Annotated in this window: 24 protein-coding genes; 11 read left to right on the top strand and 13 right to left on the bottom strand. The window is 61.1% G+C overall.

The window, feature by feature from the left end:
* The first annotated feature begins 964 nt into the window (after nt 1-964).
* The 3 genes from LIX15_RS17055 (at nt 965) to LIX15_RS17045 (ending at nt 3,016) form a co-directional block, all read left to right on the top strand.
* A complete protein-coding gene (locus LIX15_RS17055; RefSeq protein ID WP_227774454.1) occupies nt 965-1,126 on the top strand; it encodes a hypothetical protein in 162 nt (53 codons plus the stop codon).
* 103 nt (nt 1,127-1,229) lie between these two features.
* Complete coding sequence (locus LIX15_RS17050; RefSeq protein ID WP_227774452.1) at nt 1,230-1,916, top strand: PHP domain-containing protein; 687 nt, start codon at nt 1,230-1,232, stop codon at nt 1,914-1,916.
* Nucleotides 1,916-3,016 carry an asparagine synthase C-terminal domain-containing protein gene (locus LIX15_RS17045; RefSeq protein WP_227776920.1) on the top strand — a complete coding sequence of 367 codons (1,101 nt, stop codon included), beginning with the start codon at nt 1,916-1,918 and terminating at the stop codon, nt 3,014-3,016. The genes LIX15_RS17050 and LIX15_RS17045 overlap by 1 nt, the downstream gene beginning before the upstream one ends.
* Here LIX15_RS17045 and LIX15_RS17040 read toward each other — a convergent pair.
* From LIX15_RS17040 to LIX15_RS17025, 4 genes are all read right to left on the bottom strand, one after another.
* On the bottom strand, nt 3,013-3,207 hold the full coding sequence (locus LIX15_RS17040; protein ID WP_227774451.1) for a hypothetical protein: 195 nt from the start codon (nt 3,205-3,207) through the stop codon (nt 3,013-3,015). The two genes, LIX15_RS17045 and LIX15_RS17040, sit on opposite strands and share 4 nt — an antisense overlap.
* A 144-nt stretch (nt 3,208-3,351) precedes the next feature.
* On the bottom strand, nt 3,352-3,495 hold the full coding sequence (locus LIX15_RS17035; protein WP_227774449.1) for a hypothetical protein: 144 nt from the start codon (nt 3,493-3,495) through the stop codon (nt 3,352-3,354).
* Nucleotides 3,496-3,570: 75 nt separating this feature from the next.
* A complete protein-coding gene (locus tag LIX15_RS17030; RefSeq protein ID WP_227774446.1) occupies nt 3,571-4,041 on the bottom strand; it encodes an NUDIX hydrolase in 471 nt (156 codons plus the stop codon).
* A 68-nt stretch (nt 4,042-4,109) separates the two neighbouring features.
* Nucleotides 4,110-5,129, bottom strand: coding sequence for a transcription initiation factor IIB (locus tag LIX15_RS17025; RefSeq protein WP_227774444.1), 1,020 nt, complete (start codon nt 5,127-5,129; stop codon nt 4,110-4,112).
* Nucleotides 5,130-5,405: 276 nt separating this feature from the next.
* On the opposite strand from LIX15_RS17025, the gene gatC reads away from it, so the two are divergent.
* Both gatC and gatA read left to right on the top strand, forming a co-directional pair.
* Nucleotides 5,406-5,684, top strand: coding sequence for an Asp-tRNA(Asn)/Glu-tRNA(Gln) amidotransferase subunit GatC (gatC, locus tag LIX15_RS17020; protein ID WP_227774442.1), 279 nt, complete (start codon nt 5,406-5,408; stop codon nt 5,682-5,684).
* On the top strand, nt 5,681-6,955 hold the full coding sequence (gatA, locus tag LIX15_RS17015) for an Asp-tRNA(Asn)/Glu-tRNA(Gln) amidotransferase subunit GatA (RefSeq protein WP_227774441.1): 1,275 nt from the start codon (nt 5,681-5,683) through the stop codon (nt 6,953-6,955). The genes gatC and gatA overlap by 4 nt, the downstream gene beginning before the upstream one ends.
* Nucleotides 6,956-7,190: 235 nt before the next feature.
* Here the strand turns inward: gatA and LIX15_RS17010 are convergent, their stop codons facing one another.
* The 3 genes from LIX15_RS17010 to LIX15_RS17000 form a co-directional block, all read right to left on the bottom strand.
* Entirely contained in the window at nt 7,191-7,811 is a 621-nt protein-coding gene (locus LIX15_RS17010) for an N-acetylmuramoyl-L-alanine amidase (protein WP_227774439.1), read from the bottom strand.
* Nucleotides 7,812-8,028: 217 nt separating this feature from the next.
* Nucleotides 8,029-8,379, bottom strand: coding sequence for a helix-turn-helix transcriptional regulator (locus tag LIX15_RS17005; RefSeq protein WP_227774438.1), 351 nt, complete (start codon nt 8,377-8,379; stop codon nt 8,029-8,031).
* Between the two features lie 25 nt (nt 8,380-8,404).
* The gene (locus LIX15_RS17000) at nt 8,405-9,106 is read right to left on the bottom strand and encodes an NRDE family protein (protein ID WP_227774436.1); all 702 of its coding nucleotides are present in this window, start codon (nt 9,104-9,106) and stop codon (nt 8,405-8,407) included.
* 101 nt (nt 9,107-9,207) lie between these two features.
* Here LIX15_RS17000 and LIX15_RS16995 point away from each other — a divergent pair, with 101 nt between their 5' ends.
* Entirely contained in the window at nt 9,208-9,804 is a 597-nt protein-coding gene (locus tag LIX15_RS16995) for a CHRD domain-containing protein (protein WP_227774434.1), read from the top strand.
* Here the strand turns inward: LIX15_RS16995 and menE are convergent.
* From menE to LIX15_RS16970, 5 genes are all read right to left on the bottom strand, one after another.
* Nucleotides 9,801-11,312 (bottom strand): o-succinylbenzoate--CoA ligase, encoded by a 1,512-nt coding sequence (gene menE / locus LIX15_RS16990; RefSeq protein ID WP_227774432.1) that lies wholly within the window; start codon nt 11,310-11,312, stop codon nt 9,801-9,803. The two genes, LIX15_RS16995 and menE, sit on opposite strands and share 4 nt — an antisense overlap.
* Nucleotides 11,309-12,352 carry a mandelate racemase/muconate lactonizing enzyme family protein gene (locus tag LIX15_RS16985; protein WP_227774430.1) on the bottom strand — a complete coding sequence of 348 codons (1,044 nt, stop codon included), beginning with the start codon at nt 12,350-12,352 and terminating at the stop codon, nt 11,309-11,311. The genes menE and LIX15_RS16985 overlap by 4 nt, the downstream gene beginning before the upstream one ends.
* The gene (locus tag LIX15_RS16980) at nt 12,353-13,294 is read right to left on the bottom strand and encodes a 1,4-dihydroxy-2-naphthoate polyprenyltransferase (protein WP_227774428.1); all 942 of its coding nucleotides are present in this window, start codon (nt 13,292-13,294) and stop codon (nt 12,353-12,355) included.
* 204 nt (nt 13,295-13,498) lie between these two features.
* Nucleotides 13,499-14,257 carry a DNA-directed RNA polymerase subunit epsilon gene (locus LIX15_RS16975; protein ID WP_227774426.1) on the bottom strand — a complete coding sequence of 253 codons (759 nt, stop codon included), beginning with the start codon at nt 14,255-14,257 and terminating at the stop codon, nt 13,499-13,501.
* Nucleotides 14,258-14,812: 555 nt separating this feature from the next.
* Nucleotides 14,813-15,709 (bottom strand): 1,4-dihydroxy-2-naphthoyl-CoA synthase, encoded by an 897-nt coding sequence (locus LIX15_RS16970; protein WP_227774424.1) that lies wholly within the window; start codon nt 15,707-15,709, stop codon nt 14,813-14,815.
* A 145-nt stretch (nt 15,710-15,854) separates the two neighbouring features.
* Between LIX15_RS16970 and LIX15_RS16965 the strand changes: the two genes are divergently transcribed.
* Complete coding sequence (locus tag LIX15_RS16965; protein WP_227774422.1) at nt 15,855-17,021, top strand: pyridoxal phosphate-dependent aminotransferase; 1,167 nt, start codon at nt 15,855-15,857, stop codon at nt 17,019-17,021.
* Between the two features lie 11 nt (nt 17,022-17,032).
* On the opposite strand, the gene LIX15_RS16960 is transcribed toward LIX15_RS16965, so the two are convergent.
* Nucleotides 17,033-18,109 carry a tubulin/FtsZ family protein gene (locus LIX15_RS16960; protein WP_227774420.1) on the bottom strand — a complete coding sequence of 359 codons (1,077 nt, stop codon included), beginning with the start codon at nt 18,107-18,109 and terminating at the stop codon, nt 17,033-17,035.
* A gap of 85 nt (nt 18,110-18,194) precedes the next feature.
* Between LIX15_RS16960 and LIX15_RS16955 the strand changes: the two genes are divergently transcribed.
* Genes LIX15_RS16955 through LIX15_RS16940 form a run of 4 tightly spaced genes read left to right on the top strand, consistent with a single transcriptional unit; the run spans nt 18,195 to nt 22,941 of the window.
* Nucleotides 18,195-18,683 (top strand): DUF7310 family coiled-coil domain-containing protein, encoded by a 489-nt coding sequence (locus LIX15_RS16955; protein ID WP_227774418.1) that lies wholly within the window; start codon nt 18,195-18,197, stop codon nt 18,681-18,683.
* On the top strand, nt 18,680-19,216 hold the full coding sequence (locus tag LIX15_RS16950) for a DUF7311 family protein (protein WP_227774416.1): 537 nt from the start codon (nt 18,680-18,682) through the stop codon (nt 19,214-19,216). Before LIX15_RS16955 ends, LIX15_RS16950 begins: the two co-directional genes overlap by 4 nt.
* A gap of 33 nt (nt 19,217-19,249) precedes the next feature.
* Nucleotides 19,250-21,238 carry an ATPase, T2SS/T4P/T4SS family gene (locus LIX15_RS16945; protein WP_227774414.1) on the top strand — a complete coding sequence of 663 codons (1,989 nt, stop codon included), beginning with the start codon at nt 19,250-19,252 and terminating at the stop codon, nt 21,236-21,238.
* On the top strand, nt 21,235-22,941 hold the full coding sequence (locus LIX15_RS16940) for a type II secretion system protein (protein WP_227774412.1): 1,707 nt from the start codon (nt 21,235-21,237) through the stop codon (nt 22,939-22,941). The genes LIX15_RS16945 and LIX15_RS16940 overlap by 4 nt, the downstream gene beginning before the upstream one ends.
* Nucleotides 22,942-22,962: the final 21 nt, after the last annotated feature.

Genomic DNA, 22,962 nt, shown 5'->3' with positions numbered 1-22,962 from the left:
GACAGTGACGCAGCTACTGAGTTGGACTGTATCTACTCTATAAAACAGACGTGGGTGAGTTAGATTGGCGTCACGATGAGTCTTCACGTCTGTGCACTTCGGCTGGATGACGAAGGTGAACAACCTTACCTTCGACATATTCTATCGTCCTTGCACCATAGTAAATATTGTGGCTAATTTTTCGTAATTATTGCCGCTACTATACACGTTCGTTCCCACAGTAACCAGAATAGATCAGGCACTGCTGTACCGACACGGCGCAATCCAAGTCGAAAATGGAGAAGAAAACCCACGTGTTTCCGACCCCAGAAATTGGATAAGCCTGCGGACAGCCGGACAGATAACCCGCTCCGTCGATCACCGAATGACTAAATCGACGTAACACGCCACGTACTTGTATACTGAAATTCTGCGAATAGACGTCGGTCAAAAACGCAGGGTAGGGAAAAATCGAATATGGCACGCGTTTCCTGCGTTTGTCGGGTTTTGTTTGTCCAATGCGTCGGTTGCACCCCGACAAAAATAGCTATGTCATTCGACAGCATGGGTTAAGCGGCTAAACAATTAGCTTCTTGAAAAGACGTGGAGAGTCAGGTTGGTGCCGCCGTCGTGAGCGCTATCCACGTCTATGAGTTACCGACGGATGACATCGAAGGTGACGACCGCAAAGTCTGTGTCCTTCGACAGAATTGTGTTGTATGTGAACGCCAGTAAATATTACGGCCATATGATTGTAATTATTATTATTTCTCCTACAGTTGTTTCGTTTTATCTATCATAAATTTTTTATATAGTTAGAGACTATATCTATTTTCTGTAGCATAACACGTGCGTGCCGACCATCACATTTGTCCGGCTCCGAGAACAAACACAATCAAGGACAGTTCCAGAAAGCATTTACCGCACACCAGCTACCAACATAGCTGACGGACGCCCCACAGACAACAACTCCCACGCTGAAACCATGAGCCTCCATCACCATCCCCTCGAACAGATCGTCCTGAAGACAGTTACGTACACCCTCACGCCGTTCGTCGTCGCGTTCGTCGGACTGGCCCTGCTCGCCAAAGGTCGTCCGCGAGACGCCTACAGTTGGTTCACGAGTGAATGGCGCGAACCACTGTAATTTCGCAGAAGATTCCGAGCGACGCTTTCAACCCGACCAACGATAGATAGTTACACGAACGCGGACCGAGTTGCTTTTGCCATCCCCCTCCCAACCTCCGGCCGTGCTTTCGGTCGAGTTGCATTGTCATTCCGCGCTCTCTCACGACGGTCGTGACCCGGTGGAGTTGCTCTTAGAGCAAGCGAAGGCCGTCGGACTCGACGCCCTCGTCGTCACCGACCACGACGAAATCGACGCCAGTCTCGAAGCCGCGAACCTCGCCCCCGAGTATGGGTTGGTGGGGATTCCCGGCATGGAAATCACCTCGCGTGCCGGGCACGTCCTCGGGTTAGGTATCGAAGAACGGGTTCCGCCGGGGTTGCCGTTCGTCGAAACGCTCGACCAAATCCGAGAACAAGGCGGTGTCGCAATCGTTCCGCATCCGTTCCAGAAATCCCGAAGCGGCGTCGCTGTGAACGTCACCCGAAAACAGCTCGCGCAGGCGGACGCCATCGAGGTGTACAACTCTCGCCTCTTGACGGGGCGCGGCAACCGCCGCGCGAAGGAGTTTGCTCGGGAACACGACGTTCCGATGACGGCGGGCAGCGACGCCCACATCAGCGAGATGGTCGGCCAGGCCGTGACGAACATCGACGTGACCACCCGCGACAGCAGGGCGATTTTGGGTGCAATCGTCGATGGCCGAACCGAGGTGCAGGGCAAGCGAACGCCGTGGCGAATCAGCTTTCGGCAGGCCGCGGGCGGCGCAAAACGTCGCGTCATCAGCCGCGTCGGGCAGTATTTCGAATGATGCAGGGTGCAGATGAAGCCCTCGTTCGGCGTGCAATCGAGACGAACGACCCGCTTCCGGGAACGCGAGGGTTTGCGGGGGAACTGGACGCGAGCGAGGACGGAGACGAACCGCGAAGACTCGTTCGAGACGTTTTGGGACGTTATCCGATTTTCACCGAGACCGACGATCCGACGACGTGGAGTTACGACCCCCGCGATTTAGCCGACCCAACTCCGGTTCCCGCGGGTTTTGCCCGCACCGAAGACGGCGATGAGCGACTGTGGGAACTGCCCGAATCGCCAGTTTTCGAGGACGAAGACGAGGCAATCAGAGCGGTTCGCGAGTCCGTCGAAGTCAGTCTCGGATCGATTTCGTCTAACGACCTCGCGGTTGCGTTTTCGGGCGGCGTCGATTCGGCCGTCGTCGCCAGCGCCTTCGACTGTCCGCTGTACGTCGCCGGATTTCCCGATAGTCACGACGTGGATGCTGCACAAACCGCGGCAGCGGAGATGAACCGGCAGGTGCAGGTGGTCGAACTCACGCACGAGGACATCGAACGTGCGATTCCCGAGGTGGCCCGTGCAATCGACCGAACGAACGCGATGGACGTGCAAATCGCGCTTCCGCTGTACCTGACCGCCGAACGAGCACGAGAGGACGGTTACAATCGGCTCGCGGTCGGACAGGGTGCGGACGAGTTGTTCGGCGGCTACGAAAAAGTCGCGCGCGCGGATCACCGCGTCGAGGCCGAAACCGTTCGCGGTGCGGCCCGCGAGACGATTTCGACGCTTCCCCAGCAGTTGACGCGGGACGTACTGTCCCTTCGATCCGCGGGCGTTGCGCCCGTCGCGCCGCTGCTTTCCGACCGCGTCGTTCGAACTGCACTTCGACTATCCGGTGAAATGTTGGTTTCGGAGGATGGTGTTCGAAAGTGGGCGTTCAGGGAGTCAGCCCGAACATTCGTCCCCGATTCGGTAGCGAACAGGGACAAGAAAGCGGTGCAGTACGGCAGCCTCGTCGCGCGCGAACTCGACCGACTCGCGCGACGGGCGGGCTACAAACGGCGGATTGACGACCACGTGACGAAGTACGTCCGCTCACGACTAGAATCGAGTTAGGAACTCTGCTGTCCCGGCGTTCCTTCCGTCAGCCGTCTCTGTACCCACGAATCGTGGTAGCCGATGCAGTGGCCGCCGCATTCGGCACACGCCTGCCTGTCGAGTTCGTATCGTGTCCCACACGCTTTACATTCGAACCGTGCCGCGCCCGCACGGGTAAGTTCCAAACTGATTTTGCTGACAAATCCCATCTCTTATTTGTCTAACTTTCGGTATGAATATTATTATGCGCCGGATAAACAGCTACAAAACGGCGTCTTATCAATATTCGATATTTCGAAGATACAGATCCGGGAATTTCATATACTACATAGATTCGATATGAATTGATACTGTCACTGTCTTGGTGTGACGATTTGTTCGCTTCCGCAGTCGGGACAGAGTTTTTGATCGCCGTCGAACGCTTTTCCACATCCGGTACAGACGTAGGTGGGTCGGGGGTCTTCGTCGCTTCCGAACAGTCGGTCGATGATGCTCATGCCCCCGAGAATCCACTGGAAAGACCTTATTATACACCGCCTAATCCGGCCGCTGACGTGCCAATCGTCGGTTTTCTACTGCGAGTCGACACGTTCGATCGCCTCGATTCCGAGCGTAACGACTTCCCCCGTCAATTCGTCGTGTTCGCGTAATTCCTTCGGACAGAACCACTTCCAGCCATCGCCCTCGACTTCCCCGTCGTCCGGCGAGAGGTTGCGGTTCGCCGATTCGGCGTAGTAGACGAAATCGATGTGCTGGTGGGCGATTTCCCCGTCGAAACTGTCGATGTCGTAGAGCATGGTGTGTTCCGCTGGTGACAGTTCCTGTCCGAAATCGGCGGTGACGGTCGTTTTCGGTTCGAGGAGGGCCACATTCAATCCGGTTTCCTCGCGAACTTCCCGCAGGGCGGCCTCTCGCGGGAGTTCGTCTCTGTCCATGTGCCCGCCCGGCGGAAGCCACATCCCCAGTCGGTCGTGTTCGTGAAGCAAGCACTCGCCGTCGTGGACGACGTAGGTCGTCGCGGTGAAATGTCGCGTCGTCTCCATGCAGAAAGGAGATTCGCGGTTTCGGTTCACGGTTTCGATCCGCGTCGTCGTTTCCTGTCCGTCCGCGGTCAGGGCGTAATCGTCTCTTCTTCGGCGTCGAGCAGTTCGTGGTATCGGTTCCGAATCGTAACTTCACTGATGTTCGCCACTTCGCTCACCTCGCTTTGGGTGACCTTCTCGTTGGTCAACAGGGCGGCGGCGTACACCGCCGCGGCGGCGAGTCCCACGGGACTCTTGCCGCTGTGGATTCCCTGCTCCGTCGCCGTATCGAGCAGCGACCGCGCCCTGCGCTCCGTTTCGTCCGACAGATCGAGTTCCGACGCGAACCGGGGAACGTAGCTTTTCGGGTCGGCTGGTTCGATTTCGAGGCCGAGTTCGCGGGCGACGTAGCGGTAGGTACGGGCGATTTCGTCCTTTTCGACGCGCGAAACCGCGGTCAGTTCGTCCAAGCTGCGCGGCGTTCTGGCCTGTCGCGCAGCAGCGTAGAGCGACCCGGTTGCGACGCCCTCGATGGAGCGACCGGGGAGCAGATTTTCGTCCAATGCTCGGCGGTAGATGACGCTGGCCATTTCCCGAACCGAGTCCGGTAGGCCGAGGGCGCTGGCCATGCGGTCGATTTCGCCGAGCGCCTGCTTGAGGTTGCGCTCCTTACTGTCGCGCGTGCGGAATCGCTCGTTCCACTTGCGCAATCGCTGCATCTTCTCGCGCTGGCGCGACCCGAGCGAGTTGCCGTAGGCGTCCCTGTCCCGCCAGTCGATGTTGGTCGAGAGTCCCTTGTCGTGCATCATCGTCGTCGTCGGGGCACCGACGCGGGACTTCTGTTCGCGTTCGTTCGCGTCGAACGCGCGCCACTCCGGACCGCGGTCAACCGCATCCTCTTCGACCACGAGGCCGCAATCGTCACAGACGCGCTCGCCACGCTCCTCGTCGGTCACCAACGGGCCGCCGCACTCGGGACAGCGTTCTCGTTCGTCAACAACCCGCTCCTCGGACTGCCGTTCGGTTGCTTGTTCTTCGTCGGATTCGGATTTCGTTCGCTCGCCACTGGTCTCCGTTCGTTCGTTTGGTCGAGTGCGTGTATCAGTCATGGGCGCGTACTGTCGAAGAAAGGTAGAGGGTTGGAGAAGCGATAGACGTATTGCGTAAGACGTGCACCAACTTAAGTCTAGTGTGGATTTTGAACCTTTGGTTCCTATATCTGAATTGTGAAATATTCTCGCACCCCTCCACATTCGGAAAGATTCTCGAACACCGTCGTTCCGCTGTTTTTCGCGACGTGTTGTTCCGGACGTACGCGCTCGAATCGACACCGAACGGGGTAGAGTATCGAAACCCTTACCGCTTGTCCGCGGGTTCGTCAATACATGAGCGATACGTCTCCCGGACCTGACGAGGTTCGGCACGTCGCACGGTTGGCCCGTGTGGCCATTTCCGAGGAGGAAGCCGAGCAGTTCGCCGGACAGTTCGCGGATATTCTGGGATACTTCGAAACGCTGGACGAGGTTCCGGAAGTCGAACGCGACGCCGATCTCGTAAACGTCATGCGCGAGGACGAAATTCGAGACGGTTTGGAACAGGAGGCCGCGCTGTCGAATGCGCCGGAGTCAGAGGAGGGTTACTTCAAGGGGCCGAACGTCTCATGAGCGGAAACGATACCATCTTCATCACCGAGAAAACCATCGAGGGCGAATCGGACGGCCCGCTCTCCGGAAGATCCGTCGCCGTCAAGGACAACATCAGCACCGAAGGCGTCCGAACCACCTGCGGGTCGGCGATGCTCGAAGAGTACGTCCCGCCATACGACGCAACCGTCATCACGAGACTGAAGGGCGCGGGTGCGACCATCGTCGGCAAGGCCAACATGGACGAGTTCGGCATGGGAACGACCACCGAAACCTCCGCGTTCGGCGCGACGGAAAACCCGGTCGCGGAAGGGCGCGTTCCGGGCGGTTCGTCCGGTGGTAGTGCCGCAGCGGTCGCGGCGGGCGAGGCGGATCTCGCGCTCGGAACCGACACCGGCGGCTCGATTCGCTGTCCCGCCGCGTTCTGCGGCGTCGTCGGCATCAAACCGACCTACGGGCTCGTCTCGCGCTACGGACTCGTCGCCTACGCCAACAGTCTCGAACAAATCGGCCCGATTGCCCACACCGTAGAGGAAGCCGCCGGACTCCTCGACGTGATTGCGGGGCCGGACGAACACGACGCCACGACCAGAGACGACGGTGCGGACGCGGACTACGCCAGCACCGCCGACGGCGACGTTGACGGACTCGACATCGGCGTCCCGACGGAACTCGTCGAAGGCGCGGACGAGGGCGTCGTCGAACGGTTCTGGGACGCCATGGACGACCTGGAATCGAAGGGCGCAACCGTCCACGAGGTGTCGCTTCCCTCGGTTGAACACGCAGTTGAGGCCTACTACGTCATCGCCATGTCGGAAGCCTCCTCGAATCTCGCGCGCTACGACGGCGTCCGGTACGGCCACTCCGGCGGCTACGACGGCAACTGGAACGAAGTGTTCTCGGAGGCCCGGGAGGAAGCGTTCGGCGACGAAGTGAAACGCAGAATCCTGCTCGGCACCTACGCCCTTTCCGCGGGCTACCACGACAAGTACTACAAGAAAGCCCAAGACGCTCGCGCGTGGGTCAAACAGGACTTCGATTCCGCCTTCGAAGACGTGGACGTGCTGGCCAGTCCGACCATGCCGACGCCGCCGTTCGAACTCGGCGAGAGTCTGAACGACCCGCTCCAGATGTACCTCGCGGACGCGAACACGGTTCCCGTGAACCTCGCCAACCTCCCCGCGATTTCGGTTCCCGCGGGCGAAACCGACGGCCTCCCCGTCGGCGTGCAGTTCATCGGGCCGAAGTTCGGCGAAAAGCGCGTGATTCGCACCGGAAGCGCGCTGGAGTAATCACCGAACGAAGGTGCTGTGTTCATTGACACCCTAAAGTCTCTGTACAACAGGTGCGCGAATTTCGGTCTCGATATGTGAATGCGAGAATATATCTCCTCGAATATGTATGCAAATTTTATCCTCTTTCGAAGAGCTAGAAAGCCCAATACGAGGTGCGGAAATTCGAGGGAAAAGTCCGTGGTTTCTGCCGTGAACAAATCGGCTAATTCACAGCAGAGAGCGACTCACCCGCTCAGTACGAATTGACGAGGTCGATGTAGTAGCCCCAGTCCCAGTTGGAGCCGGGATCAGTGTGCGTGCTCTCGGGCACTTGGGAGTGGGCGATGATGCCACCGTTCGCCGGATTCGCCGCGTCGTACGGGACGGTCGATGGATGCTGTTTCGGGACGCCGTACTGGTCGCAGAGCCAGCTAGCGAGTTTGGCAGACTCCCGATACTGCGCGTCCTCGTAGGTCCCGCTGACGTAGCCGCCGTGTTCGATGCCGACGGAGTAGGTGTTGTAGTTCGACCCGCCCGCGTGCCACGCGATGTTAATGTCGCTGACGCTCTGGTACTTATAGCCGTCTTCGGCGACGGTGTAGTGCGCGCTGACGTTCGCGTCGGGGTTCTGGAACCAGTTGACCGCACTGCTGGCCGACCCTTGAACTGTGTGGATGACGATCCAGTCGATATAGCCCGCGCCGCGGTTTGCGCTCGTATAGTTGCTGGAATGGGCGGTTTCCCAGTCAACTGTCGGCTTCGCGGCCGCAGTACCGCTCGCCACTGCGGCTCCGCCGAGACCGGTTACGCCAGCCGCACCGATACGTTTCAGAACGTCACGTCGCGTTGCATTGCCTCCTTTGCTTTTCTCCATAGCGATTATGATATTAGAGAGAGTATATATTAATTTAATATCTAGCATGCTTGGTCTGAGGACAACCGATTACCAGCCATCCGCGATTGGTCGGGATAGATATTCAACTACCGAAAGTAGAACTGGCAAAAAGATGGGGTAGGTCAGATACCCTTCGATGATATTGGTCTGTCACCGCGAGATACTGCCGGAAAAGGATGAACAGTAGTTGTCTGAATTACTCCTCGTAGGCGAGGTTCATAATCCACTGCGAGAAGGCGTCGCTCTCGGGATCGATTTCCTCTTCGCCGATGAACGGCGAGAGCATGTCGCCCGCCATCAGAAGTGCAAAGTTGAGGTCTTTCGCGGCGGGGGTGACGAAGTAGGTGTTGTGTCCGTCGTAGACGGTTCTTTCGCGCTGGACGAGTCCCTTCGCGACCAGCGATTCGACGATTCGACTGCCCTTTCGAGACGAAACGTCGAGCTGTTTCCAGAAGTCGCTCTGGTGAATGCCGCCCGTTTCGCGGACGAGTTCGAGTCCCGCGAACTCGTCCTCGGTGAGGTCGTCCTCGGACGTGGCTGTGCTCATGTTCCATACAGGGACGGGCGGGCGTTTAAATGTGACCTTCCACGCTTCGGTACGCCGTTTCGCAGGGCGGCCCGTCGGCGAACTCGTAGGTTCCGACGCCCGCGCTGTCGATGGCGACGATAGACGACGAGCGGGTTCCGTAGCCGTCGCCGTGGACGCACGCTCCGATGTCGTGGTCGCGAAGCACGGTTTTCACGCGGGCGCGCCACTCTCCGACCGAACCGTTCTCGCCGAGGTCCGGGAGGACGGCGTGCAGAATCCGCTTCGATTTCGGTGCGTCGTAGTCCATCCCCTCGTTGACGACGACGTGGTACCCCGGGTCGAGAGGCGTGGTTTCGAGCACGCCGTCCCACTGTAAAATGGTCGCTTCGTCGCTATCTGCTAGAAAGAGGTTGAATCCGGCGTACTGCCGCTTCGCGAGTTCGTCGCGAACGAATCCCAGCGCGTCGGCCGACGATTCGTGAGACAGCGCGTCCCGAACCAACAGTCCGCGGGAGCGGTCGCCGTCGATTTCGGCCGATCTGTTCGTCACGCCGACGAACAGTCCATGCTCGTTGTAACCTATCCACGTCCCCCCGGCCTCCTCGTCCTGCGGGGCGACGACGAGTGGGTCACGGTCGAGCACCGAGGGGGACCGCGACGGACGACCCAGCGCTTCGTCGCGGTTCGCGGCGGCGACGATCGGCGTCCCGTCGAACACCCGCCACGCGACAATGAGTGTACACACACCAGAGCATAGGTTTTGGCGGGATAAAAGTTCGTTGTACCCAGCGGAGACGGCCCGGTCATTTATACGACGACCGGTTGACGGTGAACGGGGGAACGGAGATGTTCAACAGACGCGATATGCTCAAAACGGGCGTCGCAGTGGGAGTCGGGAGCGGTATCGTCAGCGGCCAATCAGCAGACGGTGTGGCGTTTAGTGCCGGTCGAATGAGCGGTCAACAGCAGTCACAATCGGTGCAAACGGACGCCCAAGGAACCGCAATGGTCGTCCAAGAGGGGGAAATGATGCGATTCGTCGTCCTCGTGACCGAAATAGAGAACGTTACGCAGGCGCACATTCATCGCGGCGCGGTCGGGGAGGACGGACCGGTCGTCGTGTGGCTGTACCCCGGCCCAAAGCGAACGAATCCGCAGTTGGTCGCCGGTCGGTTCGATGGCGTTCTCTCATCGGGACAGTTCTCGGCGGCGGATTTCGTCGGGCCGCTCGAAGGGGAACCGCTCGACGCGCTCGTGACGGCCATCGAGGACGGGAACGCCTACGTCAACGTCCACACCGAGGCGAATCCCGACGGCGAAATTCGAGGACAGCTTTCGCCCACCTCGGATGCACGCGTTCGATTTCGACAGAACGTCGAGATAAACGCGAGCAACAGTCTCGACGTCAGTCGGTCGGTCAATTTACAGGTTCGGGAGTCCTAACGGAGCCGCTTGCGAACTGCGTCGCGGTCGATCGTTCCAGAGGCGGTTCGCGGCAGTTCGTCGGTCGTTTCGAGCAGTTTAGGGTGTTTGTACCCGGCGAGGCGACCGTCGCAGAACTCCCGAACGGATTCGAAAGATACCGTTTCTCCACCGACAGGAACGACCAGCGCACCGACTCGTTCACCCCACTCGGCGTCTTCGACGCCGACTACTGCGACCTCCCGAACCGCGGGATGGTCGCGGAGTACGGCTACGACCTCACCGGGATGAACGTTCTCCCCGCCGGTGACGATTCGGTCGGAGCGTCGGTTCAGTACCCAAATTCGACCACCTTCGTCGCGGTAGCCCACGTCGCCGGTGTGCAGGCCGTGTTCACCGAAAGCCTCTTTCGTCGCGTCAGGATTGCCGTAGTAGCCCGCCATCACGGTCGGCCCGGAAACGACGAGTTCGCCCGCCGTGCCGCGAGAAACCGGTGCCCCGTTCTCATCGAGAACCGTAATTTCGGCGAACATGAGGGGTCGCCCGACCGTTCCGAGATGGGCGAACGCCTCCGCGGGTCGAGCGGTGGCGATTTGCGACGCGGTTTCGGTCATTCCGTAGGTCGGGCAGACCGGAACGTTCCGTGCTTCACACTCGCGAATCAGTTCGTCGCGAGCGGGCGCACCACCGAGCAGAACGAACCGGAGGGTATCTAGCCGGGACGAACCGGCGGAATGTTCGGGGGCCTCCGAATCGAACATCCGACGGAGCATCGTCGGAACGAGCGATATTCCGGTTGCGTCGTGTTTTCGAACGTTTTCCAGCGTCTCCTCGGGGTCGAATCCGGTACCCGTCTGAACCACCACGGCGGCTCCGTACAGTGCGGAGCGCAGGAGCGGCGCGAGTCCGCCCATGTGGTACGTCGAAAGGCAAAGGTGCCACCGGTCGCCGGGAAGGACGCCCAGCCGAAACGCGGAAGCGGTCGCGCTGGCGAACAGGTTTCCCATCGTGAGGACGACCGCCTTCGGATTGCCGGTCGTTCCCGACGTAAACAGCATCACCTGCGGGTCGTCGTGTGACCACTGTTTGGGAACGAATTCGACTCGTTCGCACTCGATGAGCGTCGTTTTCGGGGAGGGATCGACCGAAGCAACCGGAACGTCTCCGGGAATTTCGCGGGCCATCGATTCCGTTTCGGCCTCGCAGACGAGTGCCGACAGGTCCGTGTGACTGGCCTGTCGGCGAAGCTCGGGTTTCGCGAGGCGAACGTTCAGCGGAACCAGCACGCAGCCGAGTCGCATCGCGGCGTGAACGAGCCGAACCGACGCCATCCGCGTTTCCATCAGGACGCCGAGATGGTCGCCCGCGCGGAGGCCGAGTCCGGCGAGTCGTCCGGCGGTTTCTTCCACCGCCGAATCGAGGTCGGCGTACGTCCATTTTTCGCCGTCTTCGGCTTCGATAAGTGCGGTCGCCTCCGGCGATACCGCGGCGCGGTGTGCGAGCCAATCCATCGTATTTTGGAGGTTCATCGGTGCCCCCACGTGTCCGCAACGCCGTTTCCCGCGTTCTGCGGAACGCTGACCGACCCGTCCACAAGTCGAGTGCGGTCGGGACCGAGGTCACGGGCGAGCATCGCCCCGGTTGCGAGTCCGCTTGCGGATCGGTCAGGAATCGCCGCTGCAGCGTGAATCGCGGCGGTTCGGGCCACCACGCCGTCGATGGTGGTCGTCACGACCGGCGAGACGCCAACATCGCGGGCGCGCTCGGCGACTTCGACGGCCTTGTCCGGGCCACCCAGCACCATCGGTTTGCAGATGAGAACGTCGACGGCCCCGGCGTCGAGTACTGCATCGACCGACGCTTCGGCTATCGACTCGTCCGCCGCGACGCGAATCGACCGACAGCGGAGGTCGGCGAGGCCGTCGATGTCGTCTCCCGGTACCGGTTGTTCGACGTAGGCGATTCGGAGCGGGTCGAGTTTGTGGAACGCTTCGCGTGCCTGTGCGCGTGACCATCCGCCGTTGACGTCGACTCTGAGTTCGACGTCGGAACCGACGGCATCGCGGACGGCTCTGAGTCGCGCCACGTCGTCGGTGACCGAACGCGCCCCGATTTTCACTTTCACGCACTCGAACCCGGCGGAAACCGCATCCGCGACGGCATCGACGGTTTCGGCGGGCGAGCAGTCGCCGACGGTTGCATTGGCCGGAATCACCTCAACGTATTCCGGGCCGCCGAGGTGTCGGTAGAGCGGTACGCCGTCGCGCTTCGCTCGAATGTCCGCGAGAGCGAGTGAGAGCCCGTGTCGAGCCGCAGGCGTCGATTTGAGCGTGGTCAGTGCGTCTTCGAGGTCGGAAAGTGAATTTTCAGGAGACTCAATGTCGGCAAGTGCGGCACGGCAAGCCGGGAGCGATTCGGTCCATCCCGGAAGCGGCGCCGCCTCACCGATCCCGACGAAGTCGCCGTCCTCGATTCGAACGAGGATACCCTTCCGATGCTCGATTGTGCCGTGCGCCGTTTCAAGGGGCGATTCCAGCGGAAGCGAAAATTCTCGCGTTTCGATCCTCATTTAGAGCACCATTCCGAGGGCGAACAGGGCCGAGTGGACGGCCAGCAGTTTTCCCGTCTGTTCGAGCGCGGGATTGAGCGCCTCGCCCGACGTTTCCGTCAGGAGGGTTCGGGCGACCATCACGGCGTAGGGACCGGTCAGCAGGGGCAAAAGCACGGCAAGGCCGAACTCGCTACTCGTCCAGAAGTAGACGGGGACGAGATACGAGAGCGCAAGCATGCCGACGAACTCGGCGCGGCTAGCGGAGTAGCCGATGAGCACCGCGAGCGTCTTCTTGCCCGCTTTTTTGTCGGTTTCCAAGTCGCGGACGTTGTTCACGACGAGGATGTTCGTGGAGATGGCCGCGACCGGGAGGCTCGCCAAAAACGCCTGCCACGTGACGGTTCCCTCGGGAATCCCCAGCGCGAAGGGTGGGGCGAGTACTGCGGCGGCTTGCACGTAAAACGTCCCCATCACGGCGACGACGCCGAAGAAGACGAAGACGAACAGGTCGCCTAGGCCGTTCGAACCGAGCGGGAACGGCCCGCCCGCGTAGGCGATTCCGCTGACGACGCTGGCGAGTCCGACGATGAGTATCGGAAGCCCGCCGATGTACACCAGATACGCGCCGACGAGGATGGCGAGCAGGAACGTGCCGTACATCGCGCGCTTGACTTCGTCGGGTGCGATGAGGCCAGATTGGGTGACCCGCGTGAATCCCTTTCGTTCGTCGGTATCGACGCCCTTTATCGCGTCGTAGTAGTCGTTCGCGAAGTTGGTGCCGATTTGGATGAGCGCCGCGCCGACGAAGGCGGCGAGCGCGGGAAGCGGGGCGAACAGTCCCTCGTGGACGGCGAGTCCAACGCCGACGAAAATCGGCGCGGCGGCGGCGGGGAGGGTGTGCGGTCTGGCCGCCATGAGCCACGCCTTCGTGCGAGAGACCTCGGTCGCCGTATCGTTCATTGCTACGACTGTTCTAGCGAGTGGAGTATAGCGTCTACGGTTTTCACGAAACCGGGTGAATTATTTTGTCACGGTACCGACCCAACCGACCCGCAGTCCATTTACGTAGTTCTCGCGATACGGAGTAGATACGAGGCGGATTGGTTCGGATTCTACGCGGTGAATTACGCTCCATAGCGCCTGCTTTTGCTGCTTCGGCTCTGCTTAGTCCCCCGCCTCCGCGCTGCTTTTCCACCGACTCGTGAGACTGGGTAGATTCGGGTCGCGGTGCGGATTCCGCCCGTGAACCGCGTACTCCAATCCGTGTTGGTCCAACTGCTCCCGAAGCACGCGCCGGAGGCGGTTCAGACTCGTGACGTCGAGTCCGTGTTTTTCGGCGAGGTTCGTAAACCGCTCTTCGTCCGTGAGCGACTCGAACTGGTCGTACAAGTCTGTCATTCGCTCCGGCGGCAGTCCGCGAATCCACTCCGTGTCGTCCAGACCGAGGTGGAGTTCGCGCTCCCGGTCAACGATGTGGCGGATGACGACCAGCGCGACCTTCGGGATTGCCCGTTGGCTTCCGAAGGCGGTCAGGTCGAGTTCCGACATGACGCCGAGGACGCAGTCGCGTTGCCACGGCGTCAAAGAAAGGTCGTTGCAAAGGGCGTGACTCACCCGCAGTTTGTCGAGGTGGTGCATCCGACTGCTGTGGCCAGCCATCGCGGAATGGCGTTCCTCGTGCAGTCGGCGGATGCTGTCGCTCAAATCGTCCTCCGGCGATTTCGCGCGCCCGATAACCGTCGCGCTGGGCGTGACTGGCCCCCACTTCCGAACCGACTGGTCGCGCTGGAGGTCTGCCCGCCGAACCGCACCATCCCCCGGCAGTTGACTCAATTCGAGCGCTTCTCGGTCGGTTTGCTCGGCGTCCGCTTCCGATTCCCACTGCCAGCGGGCCGAATGCGCATCGCCGTCGCCTCGGTGCATCACACCCGTCTACTCGGGCGAGATAGTTCAAAGGTTGGTTTGTGGAAGGATACTACCAGTGCGACGACAGCTATCGCTGGTGGCTGTGTTATTTTTGGTAGAATTCGCCGCCGCTTTCCGTCCGTATCTTCATCTTATCACGAGAAGCACTTAAACACTGACCGGTTGGCTTGCGTGACTGACCGTGTTCCAAGGGAGTCAGCGCAGTCGCTCCGAGAAGTCAATGCGTCGGGTCAGAATACGACCCGTCTTCCGTTCGTATCTCAACCTTATCGCGAGAATTACTTAAAGCGAAGCAGTTCTCGACAGACTATTTTCTCACTATTGTCGGCAATATCCTGTTCAGTAAACCGTGAGTCGGGTGTACATCGCACAGAAACCAACCGCTGCCTCATAGCCGAGCCACACAACCGCTAGCGGCCAGATTCTCTCCGCGAGCGAGGAGCACCGCGACGAACGAGCGGGCCGACGACTGACCGCAGGGAAAGAGGAGTGCTTTTGGTCCAGATTTTTCCAGAGAGCGCGACGAAGCCGCGCGACCGCAGAAAAAGGTGCTTAGTAATGCCACGGATAGTCCGAGAAGTCCGGGTCGCGCTTTTCCACAAACGCGTCCCGCCCTTCTTGGGCTTCGTCGGTCATGTACCCGAGTCGAGTAGCTTCACCCGCGAACACCTGCTGACCGACCATGCCGTCGTCGGTCATGTTGAATGCGTACTTTAACATCCGCATCGCGGTCGGACTCTTCGAGTTGATTGCTTCGGCCCACTCCAAGGCCACGTCCTCCAGTTCCTCGTGGGGAACCGATTCGTTCACCATGCCCATCTCTGCCGCTTCCTCGGCGGAGTAGGTCTTCCCGAGGAAGAAGATTTCGCGGGCTTTCTTCTGGCCGACCTGCTTGGCGAGGTAGGCCGACCCGAACCCACCGTCGAAACTCGCCACGTCGGGGTCGGTCTGGAGGAACTTCGCGTGTTCCTCGGAGGCGAGCGTCATATCGCAGACGACGTGGAGGCTGTGGCCGCCGCCGACGGCCCATCCCGGAACCACGCAGATGACCGGCTTCGGGATGTGGCGAATGAGGCGCTGTACTTCGAGGATGTGGAGTCGGCCAGCCTCGGATGCGGCCTCGCTCTCCTCATCTTCACCCTGATACTCGTAGCCTGCGCCGCCGCGAACGCGCTGGTCGCCGCCGGAACAGAACGCCCACCCGCCGTCTTTCGAGGACGGCCCGTTGCCAGTCAGGAGGACACAGCCGACGTCAGTCTGGCGTTTCGCGTGGTCGAGCGCGCGATACAGTTCGTCCACCGTGCCGGGTCGGAAGGCGTTTCGCACGTCGGGGCGGTCGAAGGCGATTCGAACCGTTTTCCCGTCTTTCGTCTTGTGGTAGGTGATGTCGCGGAAATCGAAGTCCGTGATTTCCTCCCAGCGTTCCCCATCAAAGAGTTCGGATACCATGTCGGAAACTGAATTCGGAGCGACCTAATAGGTTCCCGTCCGTGGCCGATTTCGGTTCCGAGCTGAGTTCGAAATCTCGGCACAATCCGGCAAACCGCGATGGGTCTGCAAAACTACTTGCGCCGGGAAAGCAACGGTCGAAACCATGACCAGAATCGTGTCACGGGCAACCGAGTTCGAGCGGTCGGGGATTCGCGTGATGTTCGAACTTGCCGAAGAACAGGGAGGCGACCTCGTCCGATTGGAGGTCGGCGAACCGGATTTCGACACGCCGAAGCCCGTCATCGACGCGGCCGAACGAGCGGCGCGAAACGGGGAAACGCATTACACCTCGGGGGCCGGAATTCCCAAACTGCGAACCGCAATCGCCGAGCGAATGGCGGACGAAACCGGCGTTTCGTTCGACCCCGAGCGTCACGTTTCCGTCACAAATGGCGCGATGGAAGCTCTGTCCTTGGCGCTCTCCGCAATCGCGGAACCGGGCGACGACGTGCTAATTCCGACACCAGCGTGGCCGAACTACCGGAATCAGGCTCGACTCGCCGGAGCCACGCCAGTTCCGATTCCACTCCCTCCGGACGAGGGATTCGACCTCGACCCGAAGCGAATTATCGACCGATTGAGTCCGGACACCGCCGCGGTCATCCTGACGACTCCATCGAACCCGACCGGGCAGGTGTACGACGAGGACGCCGTCAAAGCGGTGGTCGAGGCCGCACGGGAGCACGGTACGTTCGTCATCGCGGACGAGGTGTACGCCCGCCTGACCTACGGCGACGACCACCGGCGCGTGACCTCCTACGTTGACTACCCCGAGGGACTGCTAACCGTCGATTCCTGTTCGAAAACCTACGCCATGACCGGCTGGCGACTCGGCTGGCTCGTCGGCCCCGAGGACGTGATCGAAGCCGCGACGAGCCTCGGCGAAAGCACGACCGCCTGCCCGTCGAGCATCGCTCAACACGCCGCACTCGCCGCCTTGACCGGGACACAAGATCCCGTTCGCGAGATGCGAACCGCGTTCCGCGACCGACGCGACTATCTGGTAAATCGCGTCGAAGGGATTCCGCACATCTCCTGCCCTCGCCCGGAGGGCGCGTTTTACGCATTTTTGGACGTGAGCGAACTCGACGGGGAAAGCGCCGACGTGGCAGCGCGACTGCTTTCAGAGTACGGCGTCGTCACGGCGCCCGGTTCCGCGTTCGGCGACGCTGGCGAGGGCTACCTTCGACTGAGTTTTGCGAACAGTATGGAACGAATCGAACTCGGACTCGATCGACTCGCGAGGATGGTCGAAGACGAACGAAACTAATTCAAATCCGCTCAGAACAGATTGTCCAGTTCGTCGTTCTGGAACATCTCCGCGGGGTCTTCGTTCCGTTCTTCCTGCTGATTCGCCTCCTTCGCTCGCTCCATAAACTCCTTCATGCGCGGCGAGCGCTCGACGCCACCGAGGAGGATGAGTGAGGCCAGTCGGTCGCTGTCCAGCGGGAAGTCGCCGCCGCGAACTTGCAGGCTACCCGTTTCTCCCTCGAGCCATTTGCGTGCCTTTTCGACGCCTTTCCGCGGAATCCGGTCTGCGTCCCCCGCAACGACGAGAAGCGCGGAATCCGCGTCTGTCGCTTTTGGGACGCTCAGGTTACTCAAAATCGCCTGCCGCGTGTTACTCGTCACGGTGTTGATATTCTCGCCGCTCTCCTCGCTCGCTCCCGCGCTGGCGTAACCGAGGGCCGCGATGTCGCCCGCGCGGAGCGTGTTGATGACTTCGCTCGAATCGACCACGCTCTCGCCGACACCTTCGATCGCTTCGCCCGAGGCCAGCAGAATACCTACGCGTTGGGCGATTTGCTGGTTAATGGCGTCGAACGCTTCACCGACGCTCTGGCCGGTTTCGTGCCACGCGTCGTTATCGATGAGGAGCGTCGCGTCCGCCTCTCGCACGACGGTTTTCAGCGACCGCCCCGCGTTCGCCTGATACATCGACCCTTCGCCGCGACCGGGGAGGACGCCGAGCGCGTAGACGGGCATTTCGTAGATTCGTTGGAGTTCGTGGACCAGCACCGGCGCGCCGCCGCTACCGGTTCCGCCGCCGAGTCCCGCGACGACGAAGATGGCTTCGCCTTCCGCTGTAATGCGTCCGTCGAGTGCACTCATGACCTCGCCTGCATCGCTCTGCATCACTTCCGCTCCGAGTTCGTTGTCCCCGCCGACGCCGTGGCCTTTCACCCGTTCCTGACCAACGAGAACCGTATCGAGGTCGAGGGACTGTAAATCCGTTCTCGCGGAGTTGACCGCCAACGCACCCTTTATCGCATTGAAATTCATGTTCGCGTCGAACTCGACGAGTTTCTGTGTCAGTTTCCCCCCGGCTTGACCGATACCAATCAGGACGACTTTCATGCCAAAGCCCACCCGTTCACCCGTAATGAATTTTCTGTCATCGATCACATCAATTTTAAGTAGATAAGCGAAACCAACTGCGACCATGTCGGATTTCGAAACACTCGACAACCGCCTTCGCACCGTCGAACGCGCGTTAATCGATAGGAACGGAAATCCCGTCACGCACGAGGATTCGGAGGCGGACGATTGTCCAGTAGTAACTTCGATGACAGCACCCGAACTAACCGCGCGCGTCGATGAACTCGAATCGAGAGCGGACGACGTCGAACCGCGACTAGACGAACTCGACGCCGCCGTCCAAGCACTTCGCGGTTACGTCGGCAACATCCGCGCCGTCAACGCGGATGTCGAACGACGGGCGGACGCTGCGCTCGCGAAGACCGAAGCGAAGTCCAATCGGTGTAAACCGTCCGATCATCGACCAACGCACCGAGAAACGACGAAATCTCGGAACGATCCCCCTTCCAAACGCTCCCCTGAACTCCCGACGAAAAGTCAGCTTTCGGCAGGAAAATTCGAGGCGGAATCGGAGTCTGGCTCCATCTTCGCACGACTCCGCGGGATGCTGTGAGCGTTCGCGTCGTTCTCGCCGTGATTCTCGCCGTCGCCCTCTGTAGCCTCTCCTATCCCGCCATCGAGGACGCTCGAACGACCCGCGCGGAACACCACGCCGACGGTGAACTGGCAACCGTCGAAAACGCCCTTATCGACCTCTCGGAGGAAAACGCGGTTTCGATGGCCCACCCCGGTGCCCGAAGAGCGATTACGCTCTCGCTTCCTGCCGAATCCGCGAGCGGTGTCGGAATAGCGTTCATCGCTATCGGCGGCCTTCCGGGTTCGGAACACGGAACCGACGCCAGCGGCGACGTACTCGCCTATCGCGTCGGTGGCGAAATCCACGTTCGGCACGTCCCGTTCGACCTCCGCGTCGCCCGAAGAAGTGAGCAGAAAGACGGCCACGGCAGGATTCTCGAATCCGACCGAATTCCGCTCGTCGTTCGAAGTACGGGAGAAACGGAAATCGTGCTATCGCTGGTCGAACGGCGCGGAAAGCGCCTCGTCCTCGTTTCCCGAACTGACGAACTACCCTCTTCCGCCGCCTGAACTTTAAACCGGAAGACGGAACCACGCCGAACCATGTGGGATCGATTGGCGAAAAACCCGTTTTTGAAACGCGGAGGAAGCAAGAAAGTGCGCAACTGCGACTGTAACACCTCGTTCGACGGCGACCAACTCGTCGTCGATGTGGACGACTGTTCGGGTGGCGGCCTCCTCGCAGAAAATCCCGACTGTCGAGCGACGGTTATCGACGCGCTCGCACACCGCGAAGCGAACCGAGTAGTGATTCGACGGAACGGCGTCGAACGCGCCTACGAGGGCGACGACGCCGCTCTCCTCGCGTCGGCAGGACGCTTTGCGGAGCGCGCCTCGTTTTACGACGAAACCCTCGCAGAACGCGCGCGACGTGACCCGATTCGGGCTGGAATCGACGCAATCGGTCGCGCAGGAACGGTGTCGAAAATCGCCGCCGAAACCGGACTCGCGGAGGGCGTTCACCGAATCGACGGCTACGACGACTTTCGACCGTTCGTCGGACCGGCCATCGCGCGCTCGCGGGTGGTGGTTCAACCGCCACCCCGCGCTCGACTCGAAGACCGGTACACGCTCGAAACCGGGGCGACGGTTCGGTGGTACGGCACCGCCGTAGAAACCGATGATACGCTTCGAACCTACCACATCGAACCGCTGGAGAACTCGTTCGACGTGTCCGCGTTCGAAACACTCCATCGCGCTGTCGAACGGCTCGCGAGCGGTGGCGTCAAAGGAAGCGGAACCCGAGCGCCCGGACGGGCCGTGAGAGCGGTCGCAACTGTGGATGACCCGGTGGATGACCTCACTGCGGTTCTCGAAAAATACACGCAGGGGTACGGAATCCTTTCCGATGTGTTCGCCGACTCCGCCGTCTCCGACGTGTTCGCAACAGCCCCTGTCGATGCCAATCCCCTCCGCGTTCGAATTGACGGAGAGCTGATGCGAACTAACGTTCGCCTCACGACCGTTGGTGCGGAGTCGCTCGCGTCCGGATTTCGCCGGACGAGCGGCCGTGCCTTCTCGCGCGCGAGTCCGACCCTCGACGCGGTTGCCGAGGTACGCGGTACGTCCGTCCGCGTCGCCGGAGTGACGAACCCGATCAGCGACGGGGTCGGATTCGCGTTTCGCGTCCAGTCTGAGGAAAGGTGGACGCTTACGACGCTGGTCGAGAACGAAACGATTTCGGCGGACGCCGCTGGCCTGCTCTCGTTCGCCGTCGAACGGGCCGCCGCCGGTCTCGTCGCGGGCGCTCGCGGGGCGGGAAAGACGACCTGCCTCGGTGCACTGCTCTGGGAACTGCCGAAAGAGACGCGAACCGTCGTCATCGAAGACACGCGGGAACTGCCCGTCGAATCGCTTCAGCGCGACGGACGGGACGTTCAATCGCTGCTGACGACGGCAAACGAAGACGAGTCCGGAGTACGACCGGTCGAAGCCCTCAGAACCGCGCTTCGACTGGGAGAGGGTGCGCTCGTCGTCGGCGAAGTTCGCGGAGAGGAAGCGACCGTTTTGTACGAAGCCATGCGAGTCGGTGCCAGCGGAAGTGCGGTTCTCGGAACCATTCACGGCGATTGCGGCGAGGCGGTGTACGAACGGGTCGTCACCGACCTCGGCGTGGCACCGTCGTCGTTCGCTACGACGCAGTTCGTCATCACCCTCGAACCGTACGAAACGGCCGAAACCAGCGGCAAGCGCGTCAAACGAATCGAGGAAGTCGTCGGAGACGGCGACTCGATTCGGTTCGAATCGCTGTACGAGCTCGACGACGGCGAACTGGTTTCGACCGGGCGAATCGACCGCGGCAACAGCGCGCTCGTCGCCGACCTCGCAGGTTCGACGGAAACGTATGCCGACGTTCGGGCGGCGATCGCCGCCCGAACGAGCGATATTGAAGAACGGGTCGGCCGATCGAATCCGTCATTCGAGGCGACGACGGAGAGGATGGTTCGGGAGCCGAGAACGAAAAACGAGGTGAGGACGGACGGCGAATCGGGAACCGAAACCGAATCGGAAATGGACGGCGGGTTGGCGTGATACTCACACGACTCGCCTCCCTGTATCCGTGGGCAGTTTCACCCGATTCCGATATCGAACGCGCGCTCGGATTCCTGGGCGCCGAGACGGACAGCACGCGGGTCATTCGCGCTGGAAACGGCGCGGGGATTCTCGGCTGTTTCGTCGCGCTCGTCGTGACGGCAGTGGTGCCCGCAGGGGTTCAGATTCCGACCGCCGGATGTCTGTTCGCCTTCGCACTCCTCGTTTCGATAGCAGTTCGCCGCGCTCCCGTCCTGCTCGCTACGGCACAACGCACGCAGGCGCTCGGTGACGCGCCCGACCTCGTCGCCAGGGCCGTGCTTCGGATGCGAATCGAACCGACCGCCGAAACCGCCGCCGAATTCTCGGCACGAACCGGCGACGGTCCCCTTTCGGACAGTCTCGACGACCACGTTCGGCGCGCAATCGGTTCGCCTGATTCCGGTTTTTCCACGTTCGCCGAGGAGTGGAAATCGTGGAACCCGGCGCTCAATCGGGCGGTGTTGTTAGTTTCCGCCGCCAGCGAAGCCCCGCCAGACGAACGGGAGCGAACCCTTGACCGCGCGCTGTCCGCGATACTCGACGGAACGCGGGAAGAGATGGCGAGATTCGTTTCGGAGATACGGGAACCGGCAACGGCGATGTACGCTTTCGGGGTTTTGCTCCCGCTGGCGCTCGTCGCGGTGCTTCCGTCCGCGCGAGCCGCAGGCGTGCCACTGTCGCCGACCGTACTGGTCGTCGTCTACGACATCGTGCTTCCGATCGGGCTCGTCGTTTGTGGTGTGTGGCTTCTCATCCGTCGTCCAGTCGCGTTTCCGCCGCCGGACGTGACACGCGCGCACTCGGACGTTCCGAGTCGCCGGTGGGACGTGTTAACCCTGAGTTGCATCGCTGGTGCGGTTGCGTTTTTCGGCGCAGGAGTCCTGCTTCCCGACTGGACGCGCTGGGTTGCCGGTGCCGGATGCACGCTGGGATGTTCGCTCGTCGGACTCGAACAGCCGACAGTTCGGGTCAGAAACCGGGTTCGCGCCGTCGAGGAGAATCTAACCGACGCGTTGTACCTCGTCGGCCGTCGGGTGAACGAAGGAATCGCCGTCGAACGCTCGATTTCGGTCGTCAGCGACGAAATCCCCGGAGAGACCGGCGAACTGTTCACGCGTGGAGATCGTATCCAGCGACGGCTTCGACTCGGTGTTCGAGAATCGTTTCTCGGCGACCACGGCGCACTCTCGGACGTTCCAAGCCCTCGTGCGAGGAGTGCCGCGGCACTCCTCGCGCTCTCGGCGCGGGAAGGACGGCCCGCCGGTGGTGCAGTGCTGTCGATGGCGAGCCATCTCGACGACCTTCAGCAGGTCGAACGCGAGGCCCGGCGTGAACTCGCCCAAGTGACGGGAACACTTCGCCATACGGCGGCGCTGTTCGGCCCACTCGTTTCGGGTGCGACGGTCGCCCTCGCTGGCGGGATAGGAGACGTCGGAACTGGGGGAGCGACCTCTTCCCTCGCCGGTGCGTTTCCGGCAGACGTTCTCGGACTCACGGTCGGCGTCTACGTCCTCCTGCTTTCGGCAATACTCACGACGCTGACGGTCGGATTGGAACACGGACTCGACGGAACGCTGGTTCGCTATCGAGTCGGCAACGCACTGCTCTCCGCCACTGCGATCTACCTCGCCGCGTTCGCGCTCGCCGGAACTGTGGCCTGAGCGTAGATTTAAGTCGGAAAA

This window comes from Haladaptatus pallidirubidus (assembly GCF_020700235.1).
In the GTDB taxonomy this organism is placed as follows: Archaea; Halobacteriota; Halobacteria; order Halobacteriales; family Haladaptataceae; genus Haladaptatus; species Haladaptatus pallidirubidus.
This window is presented reverse-complemented; position numbering and strand designations above follow the sequence as displayed.